Origin of the sequence: Rhodopirellula sp. UBA1907 (assembly GCF_002337565.1) — a bacterium.
GTDB lineage: Bacteria > Planctomycetota > Planctomycetia > Pirellulales > Pirellulaceae > Rhodopirellula > Rhodopirellula europaea.
In genome coordinates this window covers 35,538-53,257 of the sequence record NZ_DDGH01000097.1, presented here as the reverse complement: position 1 = coordinate 53,257, position 17,720 = coordinate 35,538, and the positions used below count along the sequence as shown (strand labels likewise).

Sequence of the window (17,720 nt, the reverse complement as noted above, 5' to 3'; positions counted from 1 at the left end):
CCGCCGCTAACGCGGTACGGCTCGCTAAATTAGCAGTACCGCTAGGTGCTCGTCTCTCGAGTCAGTCATTTTGGACAGCATTACGCCGGGAGGATCTATCGTGGCGTCACGAAGGTTCACCTGCATCGGACGACGCACAACAACCGCCGGGCAAAAATTATGAACAACCGTTTGCAACTGGGAATCGCCGGGCTTGCTGTTTTTGCAATCGCCGTTCACCTGTGGCTGCGTTTTGGGTTGGCGTTGGACGGGCATGTCGCCGGCGTTGCGATGCGTGACTGGCCGTTGGTGCTCGCTCTCATTTTTGGCGGCGTTCCGTTGGTTTGGGAATTGTTGGTCAAGCTATTTCGAGCCGAGTTTGGATCGGATTTGTTGGCCGGCATCTCGATTGTGACTGGTGTGTTGCTCGGCGAATATTTGGCAGCCACGATCGTTGTCTTGATGCTTTCCGGTGGGGAGGCATTGGAGTCCTATGCCGTTCGCAGTGCATCGTCGGTGCTTCGTGCGTTGGCCAATCGAATGCCATCCATCGCGATTCGACAGGTTGGGGACACGACAGAAGAAATTTCTTTGGATGAGATCGCTATCGGCGACATCGTGTTGATTTTGCCACACAAGGTTTGTCCGGTGGATGCAACGGTGGTGTCTGGTCACGGTGCCATGGACGAGTCGTATCTGACTGGTGAACCGTATCGGATGTCCAAGACGCCGGGTTCGCTGGTGCTCTCCGGCGCAATCAATGGCGACTCGGCACTGACGGTCCGCGCGGACAAGCGCGCGGTGGATTCGCGTTACGCCAAGATCATGGAAGTGATGGAGGCGTCGCAGCAGAACCGTCCTAAAATTCGTCGGCTCGGGGATCAACTCGGTGCCTTCTACACACCACTTGCGGTATTGATTGGCGTGGCGGCGTGGGTGGTCAGCGGCGACCCGGTGCGATTCCTTTCTGTGATGGTGGTGGCCACGCCGTGCCCTTTGTTGATTGCGATCCCCGTTGCGATTCTCGGTGCCATCTCTTTGTCGGCTCGACGCTCGATCATCATTCGTGATCCATCCGTTTTGGAACAGGTAGATCGATGCAAAACGATGATCTTCGACAAAACGGGAACGCTGACATACGGGCGTCCCAAATTGGTCGAGCAATTGGTCGATCCCGATCAGGACGCGTCCCGCGTGTTGACTTTGGTAGCCAGCCTCGAACGCTACTCGAAGCATCCGTTGGCGGAAGCAATCGTTTCTGCAGCAACCCAAGACGGAAGTTCGTCTTCTGGTGCTTTGCTCAGCGTATCCGAAATCAGCGAACCTCCCGGCGCTGGACTGCGCGGCATCGTCGATGGTCACGAGATGCAGATCACCAGTCGCAAGAAGTTGCTTGCCAAAGGCGATGAGTGGGCGGAACGTTTGCCCGAACAATCCGGCGGTTTGGAATGCGTCATTCTGATCGACGGGAAGTACGCGGCCACCTATCGGCTGCGAGATTCACCGAGAAAGGAAGGCCATTCGTTTGTCGATCACTTGGATGATCGCCATGGTGTCAATCGAGTTGTCTTGCTGTCGGGGGATCGCACCTCGGAAGTCGAATATCTTGGCAAGCAAGTCGGCATCACCGAGTGCATGGGCGATCAAAGTCCCGAAGACAAACTGCGTTTTGTTACCGAGCAAACTAAGACTTCCAAAACCGTCTTCGTCGGTGATGGAATCAATGATGCTCCCGCATTGATGGCGGCAACGGTCGGAATCGCGTTTGGGCAAAACAGTGACGTGACAACCGAAGCAGCCGGCGTGGTGATTTTGGATTCGTCCCTCGCACGTGTCGATGAGTTGATGCACATCAGCCGACGGATGCGACGAATCGCTCTTCAGAGTGCCGTCGGCGGCATGACGCTTAGCGTCATTGGTATGTTGATCGCCTTCGCCGGCTATTTGCCGCCTGTTGCGGGCGCGATTACGCAAGAAGCGATCGACGTGGTGGCGGTGCTGAACGCGCTGCGAGTTGCTTGGGCACCAAAGTCTTTGACTGACTTTTGACGTCTTTGAATTGGCCAAGCGATCGGCCAACTCCGTAGCCGATGGAGGCCTCTCCGTCGGCAAAAACAAATCTGCAACTCAGCAAGCACCCGAGACAGTCCACGCACTCGTGCTTTCTGATGAGTCCCGCAGCTTGCTGCGATTGATTGCGCTCGAGCCGACGAAGAGCCTCCGTCGGCTACATGTTTGCTAGCCGGTGATTGGTGCGGTATTGATGATAACGCTGGGAGTTGGTGTCGGGGCGCTCCTTCACGCGTGTGTTCAGCGTTCCTCCCAGTCCACGTTGCGATTTTGTATTGTTGCGGAATGGCTTCACTTGGTGGCGACAGCTTACCTTGCAGCCTGATGAACGACCGCGACTCCACTTCGAAGTCGATTGCGAGATACGTGTGCGAGCCCTCGTTTCAACTTTGGGCGTTTCGCACAAATCAGGGCGATCTGTGGGGAGTTCGTGCTTCGGAACAGGGCGGTGTGTGACACCCTGCCTCGTTGGCGGTCACCTTTAGCGACGACGTGGTACAGATTGGTGGTGCGCCGTTTGGGTCGGCTGCGACGAAGCGAATGATCGCGAACAGGTGTACGCAATTCGCTGAAACGAGCTCGACGCTCGGGTGATCGTCGGCGTGTTCGGATAAGCGTTGCGAATCGATCGGCAAACTCATTGACGCGTTGCCAATCGGTGTAATCGTAGTCTTCGGCGAAACTCGTTTCTGCTCCAGCCTTCAGCGCAATTCGGTGCATGACCTGTCGTTTCAACCAACCGTACTTGGAATACTTGAGTGCCCCCGCAAAGCAGTCCATCATGGACGGTGCCCAATGGGTTGATTGCAAGAACTCATTGGCAAGCCTCTTCGCTACGACGCGGTCTTTGCGTTTCTTGCTCGCGGACGCCAAGCTCACCGAGAAGAATGCGGTTGGTATCCCGTGTAGAGACGCGAGATTGTGTTCGATGAAAAAGCGAATGCGTGGATCATGGCGACCATAGTGCATCGGCGAACCAATCAGCACCGCGTCGTATGACTCGACGTGAATTTCAGTCGCCGGGTGTTGAACGACATCCAAGACATCGCTTGGGATCGAGTGCTCCCGCAGGCGTCGCTGTATTCGCTCAGCGATCTGCTCCGTTTGCCCTTCGTGAGACGCGAAGACAATGAGGTTTCGCATGATTGATATCCAAGCTGTTGAGCGATGTTGTGGCTGGGTGCGCTGCAAGGTGCCTTCTGGATCGGAACTGGTCCGCTTTGTCGGTGTCGTGAATACCATCGGGCAATTCGAAAAGCGGGCGATAGCGATCTGTTCTGTCATTGCGGGTGTGCATGTTCATCGCCGCCTTCCCACGATGAATTGGTTCGCAGTTTGCGTGCCTGACGCTATGGGAATCGAACGAATGTGCGAATCTGAGCCGTTGTCCGCTCCCGGTTGGCAAGCAAGTCCATTGCCGTTGCCCAGAGTTCGCCGCTTTCACATTGGGATTGCTTGCAATTGAGCTGCAAGCTCAACCCGAATCGGTTAATGGCATCCAATGCAAATGATTTCGCATCGATCATTCATCGTGCCTTCATCGCCGGATCCGGTGTGCAATGACGCGCGTCCCGTGTGCGTATACGGCCACAAAGCCTTCTGACTGTAGCATGCCACCATCCATTGGATGGCAACCCCGTAGCCGACGGAGGCCCTCCGTCGGCAAAACCATTTCTGCAATGCAGCAGAAAACTGAGTTAGTTTGTGGGCTCGTATTTGTTGGTGAGTCCGACCGCTTGTTAGGATTGATTGCGCTCGAGCCGACGGAGAGCCTCCATCGGCTACATGTTTGCTGGCAAGTGACCGTGGTGGGCCGGGAATGGGTTTGATGCGTTGCTGGTGCAACAGGGAATCCGAGTCGTTGATGGAGGATGTCCTTTTGGACTCAAGTGCTTCGGTTCGCGTGAACTGTCTGCGGGTTGCCACGCACGGATCGGGAGTGCAACGACGTAGCCGATGGAGGCCCTCCGTCGGCAAAACCATTTTTGCAATGCAGGAGATTACTGAGTCAATTCATGGGCTCGTGTTTGATGGTGAGTCCGACCGCTTGTTGGGATTGTTTGCGCTCGAGCCGACGGAGAGCCTCCATCGGCTACATGTTTGCTGGCGGGTGATTGCGGCGGTTTGGAGACGAACACTGAGAATCGCTTGGTGGGTGACACAGTGTGAAAAGAAAACTGTGGTCTCAGCTTCAACGAAAAAGCGGCGGGCTCTTGGGTAGAGCCGCCGCTTAGAGTGTTCACTTTGCTTGATGAATCAAACGCTTTGCTTTAGTTCGCGTTGCGGTTGATTGGCTCTTCAACGACGAAGGCCTTTGGGAAGTCGGCGGCATCGGAACCACCTTGTTCTGACCAACGTTTGTTGTTGGATCCGCCGCGAGGTTGATTCATGGGGATGTCCATTCCTCCCTCGTCACCGAGCATCGCGTAGAGCTGGTTTTCCATCTCTTTGGCAACCGATTTGTAGTCCGGGTCGTGAATTAAATTGTTCAGCTCGTCAGGATCAGTCTGCAAGTCATAAAGTTCGTCGGTGTCCCAAAGCCCGTAGTAGGTGATGTATTTGAATCGGTCACCACGCAAGGCAAACTGGGTCGGAGTTTGTGGGAAGTTCTTTTCCCAGTAGTACACGTACAAGAAGTACTTGCGCCAGTCGGCGTCGCGATCGTTGGGCAAGTCGAGGAAGCTTTGGCCGTCCATGTATTCCGGTGCTTGCAAACCGGCAGCGTGCAAGATCGTTGGGCCGACGTCGATGTTTCCAACCACGTTCTCGATCGGTTTGCCACCGTCGAATAGGTTGGGGCACTGCATCAGCATCGGAACGCGAATCGAGGCTTCGTAAGAAACACGTTTGTCGATCAATCCGTGCTCGCCCCACATGAATCCGTTGTCGCCCATGTAGATGATAAGCGTGTCATCGTGGATGCCCATGTCTTTGAGTTGTTGCAGCACGCGACCAACGCTGTCGTCAACGGCCAGCACCGATTCGCAATAACGACGGTACAGATAGTCCAGGCCCTTGTCGCTGTGGTACGAGAAATCGATCCCGTGCCAGCTGTTCTTTTGATCGCGGACCCAGCGAGGTGTGTTCTTGTCTGCGGACAGTTCTTTGCCGGTTGGCAAAAAGCTGAGGTCTTCATCCGCATAACGACCTTGGTGTCGTTCGGCGGGAGTGAAGTTGGAGTGGACGGCTTTGTGAGACAGGTAGAGGAAGAATGGCTTGTCGTCGTCGCGTTCCTTCAACCAGTCCACTGCGTAGTCGGTTAGCTCGTCAGTGATGTAGCCCTTTTGCTTGACTCGTTCGCCATTGACGTTGAGCGTGTATTTGGGGCCGGGCGGCAAGTAATTGCCTTGACCGCGGAAACTGACCCAGTGGTCAAAGCCCGGTCGTGGGTCATCGTGATGCCCGCCCATGTGCCATTTTCCGACAAAGGCCGTGTCGTATCCGGCTCGTTGCAAATACTGCGGGAAGAACAAAGTGCCGTCGGGTACCAAGCGGTTGTTATCGATCACTCGGTGCTTGTGCGTGTACAGGCCGGTCAAGATGGACGCGCGGCTAGGCGAGCACAGGCTGGTCGTGACAAAAGCGTTCTTGATGTGCGTGCCGTTGGCCGCGATCGAATCCAGGTGCGGGGTTTCCAAGAAAGGGTGGCCAGCGCAACCCATCGCGTCGAAACGATGGTCATCTGTCAAAATGAAGACCACGTTGCGTGGCGAGATTCCATCACGCTTGGGCGTTGGAGGAAGCTCGTCGGCAGCTTGTCCAACGGATCCACTGAAGGCCACGCATAGCAACGCGGCGAGAAATGGGCGGACTTGTGAAAGTGCAGTTCGCATGTTCAACAATTCTTTGGGGCGGGGATGTGGGGGAGGCCGCCATTGTAGTCGAATTGCGGGGCGAACTTCGCTGGCACCAACGCGAAATTGTTGCGGATCCATGCGAGCCCGCGCGATGATCGGCAGAAATGCAGTAGGCAGGCTGGGGCGGATGCCAAAACGTCACCCGTTATTGATTCGCGGCAGCGTCCCAGATCGCTTGGTCTGCTTTCTGAATGATCGGTTCGAACTGCTCAATCTCGACCGCATTGTTGCCTTGTTCGTGTTTGCGAAACAAGAACAAGTAGGTCTCGTTTTGAGGTCGATAGCGATGGAAGAAAAACTCGTTTTTGCGAGCGATCGCTTCTAACAATCGTTCCCGTTCGGGGCTATCGGTCGAATGGTTCGCTGTCGTTTGATTCGATTGTCCAGTCGTGTCTTCTTGCGTTGGTTCTTCGAGCAGAGCATTCGCCAGAAGTGTTGCCAATTGGCGGTAGCCGACTTCGTTGGGCAGCATGCGATCTTCCGTCAATTGCTCATCGGAAGGTTGCCATTGCAATTCGACCAGTGCCAATGATTGGGCTCGTGCAACGTCTCGAAGCATTTGCTCGAACGCTTCCAGTCCGGCCTTGTAATTCGGGCGTCGGTCACCGGGCATTGCAACGGGAGTGAGCAAGATGACTCGTGTTTGTCGCTGCTTCAGGTCATCCACCAAGCCCATCAGGTCGGCTTGGATTCGTTCGGAGTTTTCAGAGAACTGACCAGCTTCGGATTGTCCGTACCAGATGAGAGCAACGGTAGGATTGGCTGCGTCAATGTCAGCTAAACGCCGGGCTCTTCCGGCTTCGACGTTGTCGAAACGTTTGCGAGCGATGGCCGATACCGTGTCCCCGGACCAACCTAAATTTCGGATCGACAATTTCCAATCAGGACGTTGTGTTTGTAGGGCAGCTTCCAATTCGTCGCGAGGTTGCATGCGTTCGACGAAAGTGCCACCGATGATTGCCACACGGTCGTTAGGGCGAAGCAGCGAGTTGCCTTCTCCGGCCATCGAAGTGCTGCCACACGCTCCGATAAGAAACGCGAATAAAACGACCGCCGAAATCTTTTTAGTCATGGCACCTTCCTCTGTGTCCAATTCGTCTTTGCCTCGCACGAATCGATACAAGCATCCACCCGCGATCGCACCCACAATGGGCGCGGTCAAATACAACCAGAGCAGATTGTAGTGGCTCGACATCACGGCGGGACCCAGGCTGCGAGCCGGATTCATGGACGCTTTGGTGAGCGGCCCGGCAACGAACGCTTCCATCGCGATCGTGGCACCGACCGCCAAGCCTGCGGTGATCGATTTTTCCTTTGCGCCGGTGGAGACGCCAAGCACGACCCACATCAAGATCGTCGTCATCATGAATTCCACCGCCCAAGCCGATCCCGTTGGCAACGATGCCATCGTGGCACCCAGCTTGACGTCATCCACTCCGAACACGATTCCTAGCGAACCGGCAGCGAGCAACGCGCCCACGCACTGTGCGACGACGTACGCAGCGGCGTCAACGATCGGAAAACGGCCGACGCTGGCAAATGCGATCGATACGGCGGGGTTCATGTGCGCCCCCGATAGATCGCCGATGGAATAAATCATCGTCATCACGATCAGGCCCCAAACCGTTGCCACACCGACGTGAGTCAGAAGGCCAGTTTGGTTGTCGACAACCATCGCACCGCAACCGATCAGCACCAAGCAATAGGTGCCAATGACTTCGCAAACGCATCGTCGAGTCAAAGAGAGTTGCATCGTGTGGAATCAAGCTCGGGTGGTCGGAAAGGGAACAACTTCTTCGATGGAATGGGCGTCGACGCGCAACATCAGCAATCGATCGATGCCGAGTGCCACGCCGCTGCACGCAGGCAACCCTTGCCGCATTGCACGCAACAAGGTTGTCTCCACGGCCAAAGCCGGGCGGCCGTGGGCCAATCGAATTTGATTGTTGTGCTCGTAGCGTTTTTTTAGCTCGTCTGCGTCCAGCAATTCGTCGTAGCCGTTGGCGAGTTCAACCCCACGATAGAACAACTCGAAACGTTCGGCGCACTGCGGATCATCTTGGCAAGGTTTGGCAAGCGCGGCTTGGGTCAGCGGGTATCGAGTCAGGATGGTGGGGGCGTCGTTTGCGAAAACCGGTTCGATCCGCTCGCTCAGCAAAACGTCCAACAGAGCGTTGCGATCAAGGCCGATCGACTCAGCGAGCGATGTGTCCAGTTCATCGACCAGGGCATGCAGGTCAACGATGGGTGTTTCAATCGGATCGAAGCCGAGATGTTTCTCAAACGCTTCGCGGTAGGTCACTGTTTTGTACGGAGGCGACTGGAGCACTTCGACGGCCAAGTCGCCCAGCAGCTTGATTGCGGACGCTGCATCGCCGCCGACCTCGTACCATTCCAGCATCGAAAATTCGACGTTATGCCGAGTCCCGGTTTCGCCTTTTCGAAACACCGGGGTGATGGCATAGATCGAGGGAGCCCCCTCGGCGAGCAAACGCTTCATGGCGGATTCGGGAGACGTCTGCAAATAGAACTTTGCTGGCGAATCAGGCTCGCTGACCAGCCCCACCTGAGACGCTTCGACTTCGATTGGATCCAGAAAGGCGTCGACAACGCAGTCGCGGCTGAGGCAAGGCGGTTGGACCTCGATGAATCCTCGGTCGTCAAAGAATCGCCGAACTTCGCGCAGCATTTCGGCTCGCTGTTTCAGCCGAACCGCCAAATTCGGTTTGGACGACGCGTTCATCTCGTCCGCGGTGGTTTGATCGCCATCCAAAACTTTGGCAGCGGTCACCTCGAGGGCCGAATCGGCATCGGTTTCAGATGAGAACGCGGGTGGATCGGGCATGGACGACTGGCGAGCAGGGGCGGGGATGCGACAAAAGTGGCGGACTGACGGCCAAGGATATGCTCAATGCGAGCGTTCTCCACCCGGTCAATTGTGGTTCAGACCCCAAGAATATGGGCATCCAAAGAACAATTACATAACCGTTACACGCTTTTACACGACACGTGACGTCGAAATCGTCTCGCGTTGCTATTCTTCCGGCGGAAACGAGACGTCGGTCAGTTTTTGGCTGCGTCCCACGACTTATTTAACGCACCACGAGACCAGGATCGTTCTCTGATGTCGACCGTTGTTGAACCCACCAAAAACCGTGGCCCAAGCAAGAGCAAGGGCAACGCTGACCAACCCAACACCCACGTAGCTGAATCCACGACGTTGGACTTGCCTCAAACCGGCGAAAAGCTGCGTTTGGATCAACCTCAAGCCGAAGACGCCGACGGTTTTTCGTCGCTGGTCGCTCAAAAGGCCGCCAAGAAACGCGATTTGGCCAAACCCACCAAAGCTGACCGAGTCCGAGCGTCCAACATCAGTTGGTGGGCCGTCGGATGGTTGGCGATGGCTCACATCGTTTGCTTGGCCGCACCGTTCACGTTCACCTGGACCGCTTTGATCACCGCCGTGGTGTTGCACTGGGTCGCTGGCAGCCTTGGGATTTGCCTCGGCTACCACCGTTTGCTGACACACACCGGCATGAAAACCTACAACTGGGTCCGATACACGTTCGCCGCGATTGGCTGTTTCGCTGGCGAAGGCTCGCCGCTTGATTGGGTCGCTGACCACCGCAAACACCACGCTCACAGTGACCTCGAAGGTGACCCGCACTCGCCTCACGATGGTGGTATCTGGAGTCACATTTTCTGGCTCGCATTCCACACTCACAACGGCGACCGTGACGCTTACCTGACTCGCTGGGTTCCTGACCTGTACAAAGACCCAGCGATGCGGGCTTTTGACCTGTTGTTCCTGCCGATTCACATCGTCGCATCGTTTGCCTTGCTCGGAATCGGCTACGCCTTTGGTGGCTGGGAACTCGGTATCTCGATGTTGGTTTGGGGCATGTTCGTCCGCTTGGTCGCCGTGTTGCACGCGACTTGGATGGTCAACAGTGCATCGCACATGTGGGGCTACCAGAACTACGAGACCACCGACGACAGCCGCAACAACTGGTTGGTCGCCATCGTGGCTTACGGTGAAGGCTGGCACAACAACCACCACGCGTACCCACGTATGGCCAAGCACGGTCACAAATGGTGGGAATTCGACATCACTTGGCAAGCCATCAAGCTGCTCCGAGCTGTTGGGCTGGTTTGGGACGTGGTCGACTACCGCACCGTTGCTGAAAAGAAAGCTCGCGACGCAAAGCAATCCGTCGCAGCTTAGTGCTCGGGCGTTGGATCCGACTCGGTCCGATCCACCGCGAATCGAAGCCAAAACACGAAAAGCTGACCTCTCACGAGGCCGGCTTTTTTCGTGCGCTGACACCATTCGAGTTGATTGGAATGTTTGGGTTTGGCCCCGGGAGTCTGTGATTTGTGGTGCAGCAACGGCGAGCACCAGAACAGCCCGTATACCGGAAAACAGCTGAATTCTTGTATCGCACCGCACAAATTCTTAAGCGTAGTCGCGGATGGATCGGGGTCTTTTTGACACATTGTCAAAAATGACATCTTGTCAAAAAGAGTGATCGGACGATTATGGGGGTATGAACCAAGCGACCATAGAAAAAGCGACGGCGGGCATGACGCCGAAGCAACTCGAAATTCAGCAGCGAGAATCACGCATTCTCGACAAAGCCTTTCCGATGCTGCGAAGCGGCGGAGTGGGGGCGATCAACATGAACGCCATTGCGAAAGAGATGGGGTGCACGCGCGGCACGATCTACAACCACTTCGCCAACAAAGAAGAGATTTTGCTGGCGCTCGCGACGCGATCTGTTCGCCGCCGGATCGCTTTGTTCCAGTCCGCGATGGCGAGCCAAGCCGAATCTCGCGACCGGTGTGCGGCGGTTGGAATCGCGGTCGAAGTCTATGCCGACTACATGCCCGATGAGTTCGCGATCGAACAAATCATTCGGCACGACGTCGTGTGGCAAAAGACATCCGAAGGAAGACGGGATGTGTTGTCGGATTGCGAGCAACTGTGCATCGGTTCGCTCGGCCAAGTTGTTCAAGCGGCCATTGCTGCGGGTGACTTGAAACCGGGACGCGGCCAAACGGCGTCGGAGCTGACTCAGCAACTGATATTTGGTCTGTGGTCGCTTAGCTATGGAGGATTGGTTTTGGAAGCAACCAGTCCTTCGTTGAAAGCAGCCGGCATCGACGACGCGCGAATGACCATCCGTCGCAACGGAAACCTTTTGCTGGATGCCGTCGGTTGGCAACCGCTCTTCAACGCCCGTCGTTACAACGCGTGGGCGAAACGCTTGCGTCCGGTGTTGATCGAGAACGCAAAGAAGATTCGGCAATTGCCGTTCAACAGTGAACAAGATTTTGCCTACGCCTCCGAGGCCGCATCATGAACGCATCATCGCACCCCATCAAGCGACGCTGGTTTTGGAAGGCTCGGACCAACGGCGCAATCGCCTTCGTTGCAGTGATCGGAATCGTTCTATCGGCTGCGTTGGGACCGGGCGTCGTCGGGTTGGACCCTGCTCCGGCGGGCGACGGATCGACGGCAGTTGAAACACCACGTTTGCATGTCCGTGTGGCTCAAGCCCAATCGATCAAAGGTCCTGAGCTGTTCCATCGATACCGCGGTGAAGTCATTGCTCGTCGCGACAGTTCGCTCGCGATGCGTCGTGGCGGACGATTGCAAGAAGTCGCCGTTCACGAAGGTGATCTGGTCAAACGCGGCGATGTTTTGGCACGGATTGACGTCTCCGATCTAAATGCGGCTGCGGCCTCTGCGGACGCTGAGATCGCTGCGGCAGAGGCAGCATTGGAAGAGGCAACCGCGGGACCTCGGTACCAAACCATTCGAGCCGCGGAAGCCAGAGTTCAACAACTGGAAGCCCAATGGGCCGCTGCGAAAAATCGATTTGAACGACAGCGATCCCTTCGCAGTCGCGGAGCGGGAACGCAACAAGAATATGACGATGCCAAGTTTGCCAGCGACGCACTCGCCGCGAATCAGATGTCCGCGAAAGCGGAGCTCGATGAACTGAAGGAAGGAACACGGCAGGAACAAATCGCTGCCGCCAGGGCTCGCTTGCAATTGGCGAAGGCGGCTCGCCAACGCGTCGAAGTGGATTTGTCAGACAGCCAAATCGTGGCACCGTTTGACGGTGTGATCGCAGCGCGGTTGTTCGATGAGGGATCGATCATCGGACCCAATCAACCGGTGCTGCGAATCTTGGAATCGCCACCTGTTCACGCGACGTTTGGCGTTCCCGCCGATGTGTCCGACTTTCTGAAGCTGAACGATCGTTTGCGAGTGTCGGTCGGCGAAGATGGGCCTGACAACTCTCAGCCGGCTCGCGTTATTCGAATGCAGCCACAGATCAATCCCGTCACACGGACTCGCGTCATCGAAGTCGAGCTGGAAACCGACGACTCAGACACCGCGACCGAGTCGATCAGCTGGATCGGCAAGACAGCGACTCTTTGGGTGCCATGGTCGCAGACTCAAACCCAGCAAGATGGCTGGATCGCACAAAGCGATGGAGCCAATCGGACTCCAATTTGGGTTCCGACATCCGTCCTGGTTCGCGGCGTGCGAGGATTGTGGTCGGTTTATGTTGCGGAACCCGAGTTGCATTCAGATTCGAACGCTAAATCCACGGACACGGCATTGGGTGGAAACGACACAAACGTCGTCACGATCAGTCGCCGGGATGTCAAAGTCATTCGAACCGCTGGCCAAATGTCATTGGTTTCTGGTTCGATCGCTGGAACGGAAGCGATCGTGGTGGAGGGGACTCAGCGGGTTGGTCCGGGAGTCAGTGCGGTCGCGGTTTGGGACACGCCAGCATCTTCGTTGTCATCGCAGTAGACGGCGGCACGATGAGCAACGCTGTCTCTCCGGTGAAAGACAACATGGTATCCGACCCGACATGGTTGGAACGTGTTGCGGAACGGTTTTTTAATGACCGGCGTTTGCTTGTTCTGATCCTTGCTTTGATCTTGGTCGCAGGGCTTAGCAGTCTGGCGATCCTGCCGCGAATGGAAGATCCGGTTCTGGCCCGTCGCGTCGCTTTGGTCAACACTCGATTGCCCGGTGCGGGCGCCGAACGCGTTGAAGCGTTGATCACCGAAAAGATCGAAGACCGGCTGCGTGACATTGAAGAGATCAAAGAGCTTCGCTCGGTGAGCCGCGTCGGGATCAGCACCGTTTCGATTGAACTTCGCGATGAAGTCACCGAGACGGACACGGTTTGGTCGCGTGTTCGAAGCCGAATCGAAGACTCGCTCCCCACTCTTCCGCCCGGTGCCTCGCGGCCCGAATTTGATGAGCTGGAAGTTCGCGCGTATGCGTTGATCGTTGGGCTGACGTGGCACGGCGACGGTCCCGCTGATACCAGGTTGCTGCGGCGTTTGGCAATCAATCTGCAAGACCGAATGCAGAATGTGAATGGCACCGATTCAATCGATCGGTTTGGCGATCCCGGTGAAGAAATTGACGTACGGTTGGATCCTCGAAGACTCGCGGCGATTGGATTGACTCCGTCGGACGTGGCGTCGCGGTTGGCGGCCTACGATGCAAAAGGAACCGCCGGTCAGTTGCGGAACGCTCCGATGCAAATGCTGATCGAAGTCGGCAACCAATTTGATGCGACCGAACACATTGCCTCGATTCCCATTCGTTCTGGTGATGGAAACGACATTCGGCTGGGCGAACTCGCACAAATTCAGCTGGCCGTGCCGGATCCGCCTTCGACGGCTTCGTTGATCGAGGGGCACGAAGCGGTGGTGTTGGGCATGATGGTTCGACCCTCCTGTCGAATTGACACTTGGACCAAAGATGCGGAAGCCGTTTTGGCGGAAGTCGCTGAGACGTTACCCGATGGTGTTCGTCTCGACACGATATTGCGGCAAGGCGATTACGTGGATGCTCGTCTACAATCGTTGACCGGCAATCTGTTGATGGGGGCCATCGCTGTCGCTTGCGTGATTTGGTTGTTGATGGGATGGCGATCTGCATTGATCGTGACGCTGACGCTGCCGCTCGCCAGCCTGATGGTCTTGTTCGGGTTGCGTGTTGTCGGCATCCCGATTCATCAGATGTCGATCACTGGTCTGATCATTGCATTGGGGTTGTTGATCGACAATGCAATCGTTGTGGTCGATGAGGTTCAGGCTCGTTTGCGAAGCGGCATGTCGCCTTCCGAAGCAATGACGAGCAGCGTTTCGCACTTGGCGGTTCCATTGCTCGGGTCAACGCTCACGACCGCACTGGCGTTCGCACCGATCGCGTTGATGCCAGGGCCGGCGGGTGAGTTTGTGGGGTCCATTGCGATCAGCGTGATCATGGCGATCACTTCATCGTTGTTCTTGGCATTGACCGTCATTCCAACGATCGCATCGCGAGTCCTTGCCAGCTCTTACAACGCGGCGGATAGCGGAACCTCGGCTTCTTCATCTCGTCTTCGATGGTGGACCAATGGGATTCGATTGCCGCGTGTGACTCGAGTGTTTGAGTCAGTCGTTCGCTTGTCGGTCCGGCGTCCCGCGATTGGTCTGGCCATCGCTTTCGCGTTGCCGGTGTTGGGTTTTGGTTTGGCTCAAACGTTGGAAGAACAGTTCTTTCCGCCCAGCTCACGCGATCAATTTCACATCACCGTCGAAGGCGACGCGACATCTTCTTTAGCGACAACGCGAAAGACGGCGGGAATTGTCGACGCGTTGGCTCGCGAGATGGGCGCGGAGCGGATCGACTGGTTCTACGGCGAAAGTGCTCCGCAGTTTTACTACAACGTGATTGCGAATCGACGCGGCACCGCGAACTTCGCTCAGGCTCTGGTGCGAATGCCGGAAGGTCAAACGCCCACTCCCGTCATACGCGAATTGCAGAAGCGACTGGACCATCGCATTCTTTCCTCTCGCGTGTTGGTGCGTCAGCTCGAACAAGGTCCTCCGTTCGCGGCCCCGATCGAAGTCCGACTGTTTGGACCGGACTTGAACGTGCTGCGTCAGATCGGCGAAGACGTGCGTGCTCGTTTGACTCGCATGGATCACGTGGTTGCGGTTCGAACCGATCTTGCGGAAGTGTTGCCTCAATTGACACTGGATATCAACGATGCCGCGAGTGCTCGTGCCGGAGTGACGCCGAGCGAGGTGTCTCGTCAACTTTCGACTGCGCTGGAAGGCCAACGTGGCGGCAGTGTTCTGCAAGGCAACGAAGAACTGCCGATCATCGTTCGTGTTCAGGCCGATGACCGGGGTGATTTGGCCAGTCTTGAAAGCATGGACTTGGTACTCGCGTCGAAGGTCTCATCTGACGGCGACCCTTCGCCCGCTCAGTTGACTCCAGTGTCCGCCTTCGCGACGACCAAGTTGCAGCCGGAATCGGCTGCCATTCCTCGGCTCAATCGACGCCGCATGAACGAAGTCGCTGCCTTTTTGGATGCGGGTGTGCTTCCCAGTTCTGTCCAGCGTCGACTGGAAGCGGACTTGGAATCGGATCCGTTGGATTTGCCCGCCGGGTACTCGATGGAATTCGGCGGCGAAGCATCCAAACGCGATGACGCGGTCGGCAATCTGTTTTCGACGGTCGGTGTGTTGGCTGTTTTGATGTTGGCAACTCTCGTGTTGTCTTTCAGCTCGTTTCGGATGGCCGGCATCATTTCCGTGGTGGCCGTTTTGTCGATCGGATTGGCGATGGCTGCCCTCGCAATCAGCGGCTATTCATTTGGATTCATGGCGATCATCGGCACCATGGGATTGATCGGGGTCGCCATCAACGACTCGATCGTGGTGTTGGCGGGCATCCGAGCCAATCCGAAAGCGTCGGCTGGCGACATCGAAGCGACCGTTGCGGAAACCATGCACACGTCTCGCCATGTGGTTGCGACGACCTTGACCACCATGGCGGGGTTCACTCCGTTGATTTTGGACGGCGGAGGCTTCTGGCCGCCTATGGCTGTTTCGATTGCCGGAGGCGTCGCCGGGGCAACTTTGTTGGCATTGGTCCTGGTTCCGACGCTTCATCAGCGATTGTTGCGAACACCCCGCGGAGAAGAGCCTTCCGCAGTCACGGTCTGAACGCCCGCGTGTTGATGCTAGCGTCCGTGAAGAGGACCTAGCCCCGACGGGACGAAAACGATGTCGAACGACAGGTTGTGATTTTGGTCCAGGGCTCGTATTGTCCGGCCAGTTTCTTTCCTTGGGGCTTCGGAGACCATGAACCCAATTCTCGTTCTCCTGTGTGTGATTGCCTTGGGCCTGCTGGTTGGCCGCGTTTCTTTTCGCGGCATCTCGCTGGGCACATCGGCGATCCTGTTTGTCGCTTTGCTTGCCGGACACTACGGATGGACCATTCCGACGGGGTTCGGAACCCTTGGTTTGGCGTTGTTTGTCTACTGCGTCGGAATCTCGGCGGGGCCCACTTTCTTTCGCGGGCTCGCGTCACATGGCCGAGCCATGGCGATCACCGGATCCGTCATCGTCCTGACCGGCGTCGCGGTGACATGGACATGCGCACGGCTGTTGGGGCTGCCTGCGGAATTGGCCGGTGGGTTGATGGCCGGGGCGATGACCAGCACGCCCGCACTTGGTGCGATCACCCAATCATCCAGCGATCCCGCCGCCGTCGCGGTTGGCTTTGGCGTGGCCTACCCGATCGGAATCATCGCAGTGGTTTTGTTCGTTCAAATCGCGATCAAGTTGTTTGCCAAATCCGGCGATAGCGATGGCACCGATTCGGCATCGGAAACCTCGGGCCAATCGAGTGCCGAAATCGCTGAGTCCGACAGCATTGGAAGACGTGTCGTTCGCATCGCCAATCCAGTTGTCTCGGGCAAGCGTCCAAGCGAGATCGTCGCCTTTGCGGATTCGCCATGCCAAATGTCGCGAGTTCAACGAGAAGGTCGCTGGCGTCCCACACCTCCGGATTACCAATTCGAGATCGGTGACGATGTGATGTTGGTTGGCGGAGCGTCTGAGATTCGCCGAGTGTCGGAAACCTTGGGTGAGTTGCAAGACACGGCGGAACCAGTCGTCGATGCGGATCGCGAACGCCGGTATGTCGTCGTGACATCGCCGGAGATCTACGGCCGGACGCTCAAAGAATTGCGTTTGCGATCGAACTATGGAGTGACGATTGTCCGAGTCCAGCGTCACGACGTGGAGTTTGTCCCGTCGGCTCGCACACGCATCGAGTTTGGTGATGGTTTGGTTGCCGTCGGTGAACCGGATGCACTTGCAAAGATTGCAAATGCCGTTGGGCATCGCCCTCGAACAGTCAATGAAACCGATTTGTTGTCTCTTGTCGCGGGCATTGTGCTCGGCATTTTCGTCGGCAACTTGTCGCTGCAAATTGGCGAGTTCTCAATGTCATTGGGGATCGCTGGTGGCCCGTTGATGGTGGGACTCATCCTGGGGCACTTTCGTCGACTCGGTCCCATTCGAGGATCGTATCCACCCGCGGCGATGCTTCTGATGACAGAAGGCGGCTTGGCGTTGTTCCTCGCTGATGCGGGATTGAACGCGGGTGCCAATGTTGTCGAAGTTCTGATGGAAAGAGGCGTGATGCTGTGCGTAGCTGCCGCGGCAATCGCAATCATTCCACTATTGGTCGGCTTTGCCGGATCAAGGTATCTCGGTGGCCGAACGTTGTGGCAATCGCTCGGTGCGACCTGCGGCGGGATGACGTCCACGCCGGGATTGGCGGTTCTGACGGGAGCGACCGATTCCAGCCAACCGGCAACCAGCTACGTCGCGGCCTATCCGGTTGCACTGGTCTTGATCACCGTTGCCGCACCTTGGTTGGTCGAGCTGATCGGTTGATCCGATCGGCTGGTGCGATTGCGTCAG

10 protein-coding genes are annotated in these 17,720 nt (G+C 56.6%); 6 read left to right on the top strand and 4 right to left on the bottom strand.

Features of this window, described 5'->3' with window-relative positions:
* The first annotated feature begins 159 nt into the window (after positions 1-159).
* Positions 160-2,028: a heavy metal translocating P-type ATPase gene (locus tag B2R17_RS23250; RefSeq protein WP_286765893.1), complete on the top strand. Its 1,869-nt coding sequence runs from the start codon at positions 160-162 to the stop codon at positions 2,026-2,028.
* Between the two features lie 330 nt (positions 2,029-2,358).
* On the opposite strand, the gene hemG is transcribed toward B2R17_RS23250, so the two are convergent.
* The 4 genes from hemG to epmA all read right to left on the bottom strand — a co-directional run bounded on the left by hemG (position 2,359) and on the right by epmA (position 8,751).
* Positions 2,359-3,192: a menaquinone-dependent protoporphyrinogen IX dehydrogenase gene (gene hemG / locus B2R17_RS23245; RefSeq protein ID WP_286765892.1), complete on the bottom strand. Its 834-nt coding sequence runs from the start codon at positions 3,190-3,192 to the stop codon at positions 2,359-2,361.
* Between the two features lie 1,127 nt (positions 3,193-4,319).
* Positions 4,320-5,882 (bottom strand): sulfatase family protein, encoded by a 1,563-nt coding sequence (locus B2R17_RS23240; RefSeq protein WP_286765891.1) that lies wholly within the window; start codon positions 5,880-5,882, stop codon positions 4,320-4,322.
* Between the two features lie 169 nt (positions 5,883-6,051).
* On the bottom strand, positions 6,052-7,659 hold the full coding sequence (locus B2R17_RS23235; protein ID WP_286765890.1) for an aquaporin: 1,608 nt from the start codon (positions 7,657-7,659) through the stop codon (positions 6,052-6,054).
* 9 nt (positions 7,660-7,668) lie between these two features.
* Entirely contained in the window at positions 7,669-8,751 is a 1,083-nt protein-coding gene (gene epmA, locus B2R17_RS23230) for an EF-P lysine aminoacylase EpmA (RefSeq protein ID WP_286765889.1), read from the bottom strand.
* Positions 8,752-9,030: 279 nt separating this feature from the next.
* Here epmA and B2R17_RS23225 point away from each other — a divergent pair, with 279 nt between their 5' ends.
* The 5 genes from B2R17_RS23225 (at position 9,031) to B2R17_RS23205 (ending at position 17,693) form a co-directional block, all read left to right on the top strand.
* Positions 9,031-10,131: an acyl-CoA desaturase gene (locus B2R17_RS23225; RefSeq protein ID WP_008665003.1), complete on the top strand. Its 1,101-nt coding sequence runs from the start codon at positions 9,031-9,033 to the stop codon at positions 10,129-10,131.
* 322 nt (positions 10,132-10,453) lie between these two features.
* On the top strand, positions 10,454-11,269 hold the full coding sequence (locus tag B2R17_RS23220; protein WP_286765888.1) for a TetR/AcrR family transcriptional regulator: 816 nt from the start codon (positions 10,454-10,456) through the stop codon (positions 11,267-11,269).
* Positions 11,266-12,741 (top strand): efflux RND transporter periplasmic adaptor subunit, encoded by a 1,476-nt coding sequence (locus tag B2R17_RS23215; protein WP_286765887.1) that lies wholly within the window; start codon positions 11,266-11,268, stop codon positions 12,739-12,741. Before B2R17_RS23220 ends, B2R17_RS23215 begins: the two co-directional genes overlap by 4 nt.
* Positions 12,742-12,752: 11 nt before the next feature.
* Positions 12,753-15,950, top strand: coding sequence for an efflux RND transporter permease subunit (locus tag B2R17_RS23210; RefSeq protein ID WP_286765886.1), 3,198 nt, complete (start codon positions 12,753-12,755; stop codon positions 15,948-15,950).
* Between the two features lie 138 nt (positions 15,951-16,088).
* Positions 16,089-17,693 (top strand): aspartate:alanine exchanger family transporter, encoded by a 1,605-nt coding sequence (locus tag B2R17_RS23205; protein WP_286765885.1) that lies wholly within the window; start codon positions 16,089-16,091, stop codon positions 17,691-17,693.
* Positions 17,694-17,720: the final 27 nt, after the last annotated feature.

Coding starts and splice junctions, on each gene's coding strand:
- B2R17_RS23205 (WP_286765885.1), top strand. CDS start 16,089: ATGAACCCAATTCTCGTTCTCCTGTGTGTGATTGCCTTGGGCCTGCTG.
- epmA (WP_286765889.1), bottom strand. CDS start 8,751: ATGCCCGATCCACCCGCGTTCTCATCTGAAACCGATGCCGATTCGGCC.
- B2R17_RS23225 (WP_008665003.1), top strand. CDS start 9,031: ATGTCGACCGTTGTTGAACCCACCAAAAACCGTGGCCCAAGCAAGAGC.
- B2R17_RS23215 (WP_286765887.1), top strand. CDS start 11,266: ATGAACGCATCATCGCACCCCATCAAGCGACGCTGGTTTTGGAAGGCT.
- B2R17_RS23220 (WP_286765888.1), top strand. CDS start 10,454: ATGAACCAAGCGACCATAGAAAAAGCGACGGCGGGCATGACGCCGAAG.
- B2R17_RS23240 (WP_286765891.1), bottom strand. CDS start 5,882: ATGCGAACTGCACTTTCACAAGTCCGCCCATTTCTCGCCGCGTTGCTA.
- B2R17_RS23235 (WP_286765890.1), bottom strand. CDS start 7,659: ATGCAACTCTCTTTGACTCGACGATGCGTTTGCGAAGTCATTGGCACC.
- B2R17_RS23210 (WP_286765886.1), top strand. CDS start 12,753: ATGAGCAACGCTGTCTCTCCGGTGAAAGACAACATGGTATCCGACCCG.
- hemG (WP_286765892.1), bottom strand. CDS start 3,192: ATGCGAAACCTCATTGTCTTCGCGTCTCACGAAGGGCAAACGGAGCAG.
- B2R17_RS23250 (WP_286765893.1), top strand. CDS start 160: ATGAACAACCGTTTGCAACTGGGAATCGCCGGGCTTGCTGTTTTTGCA.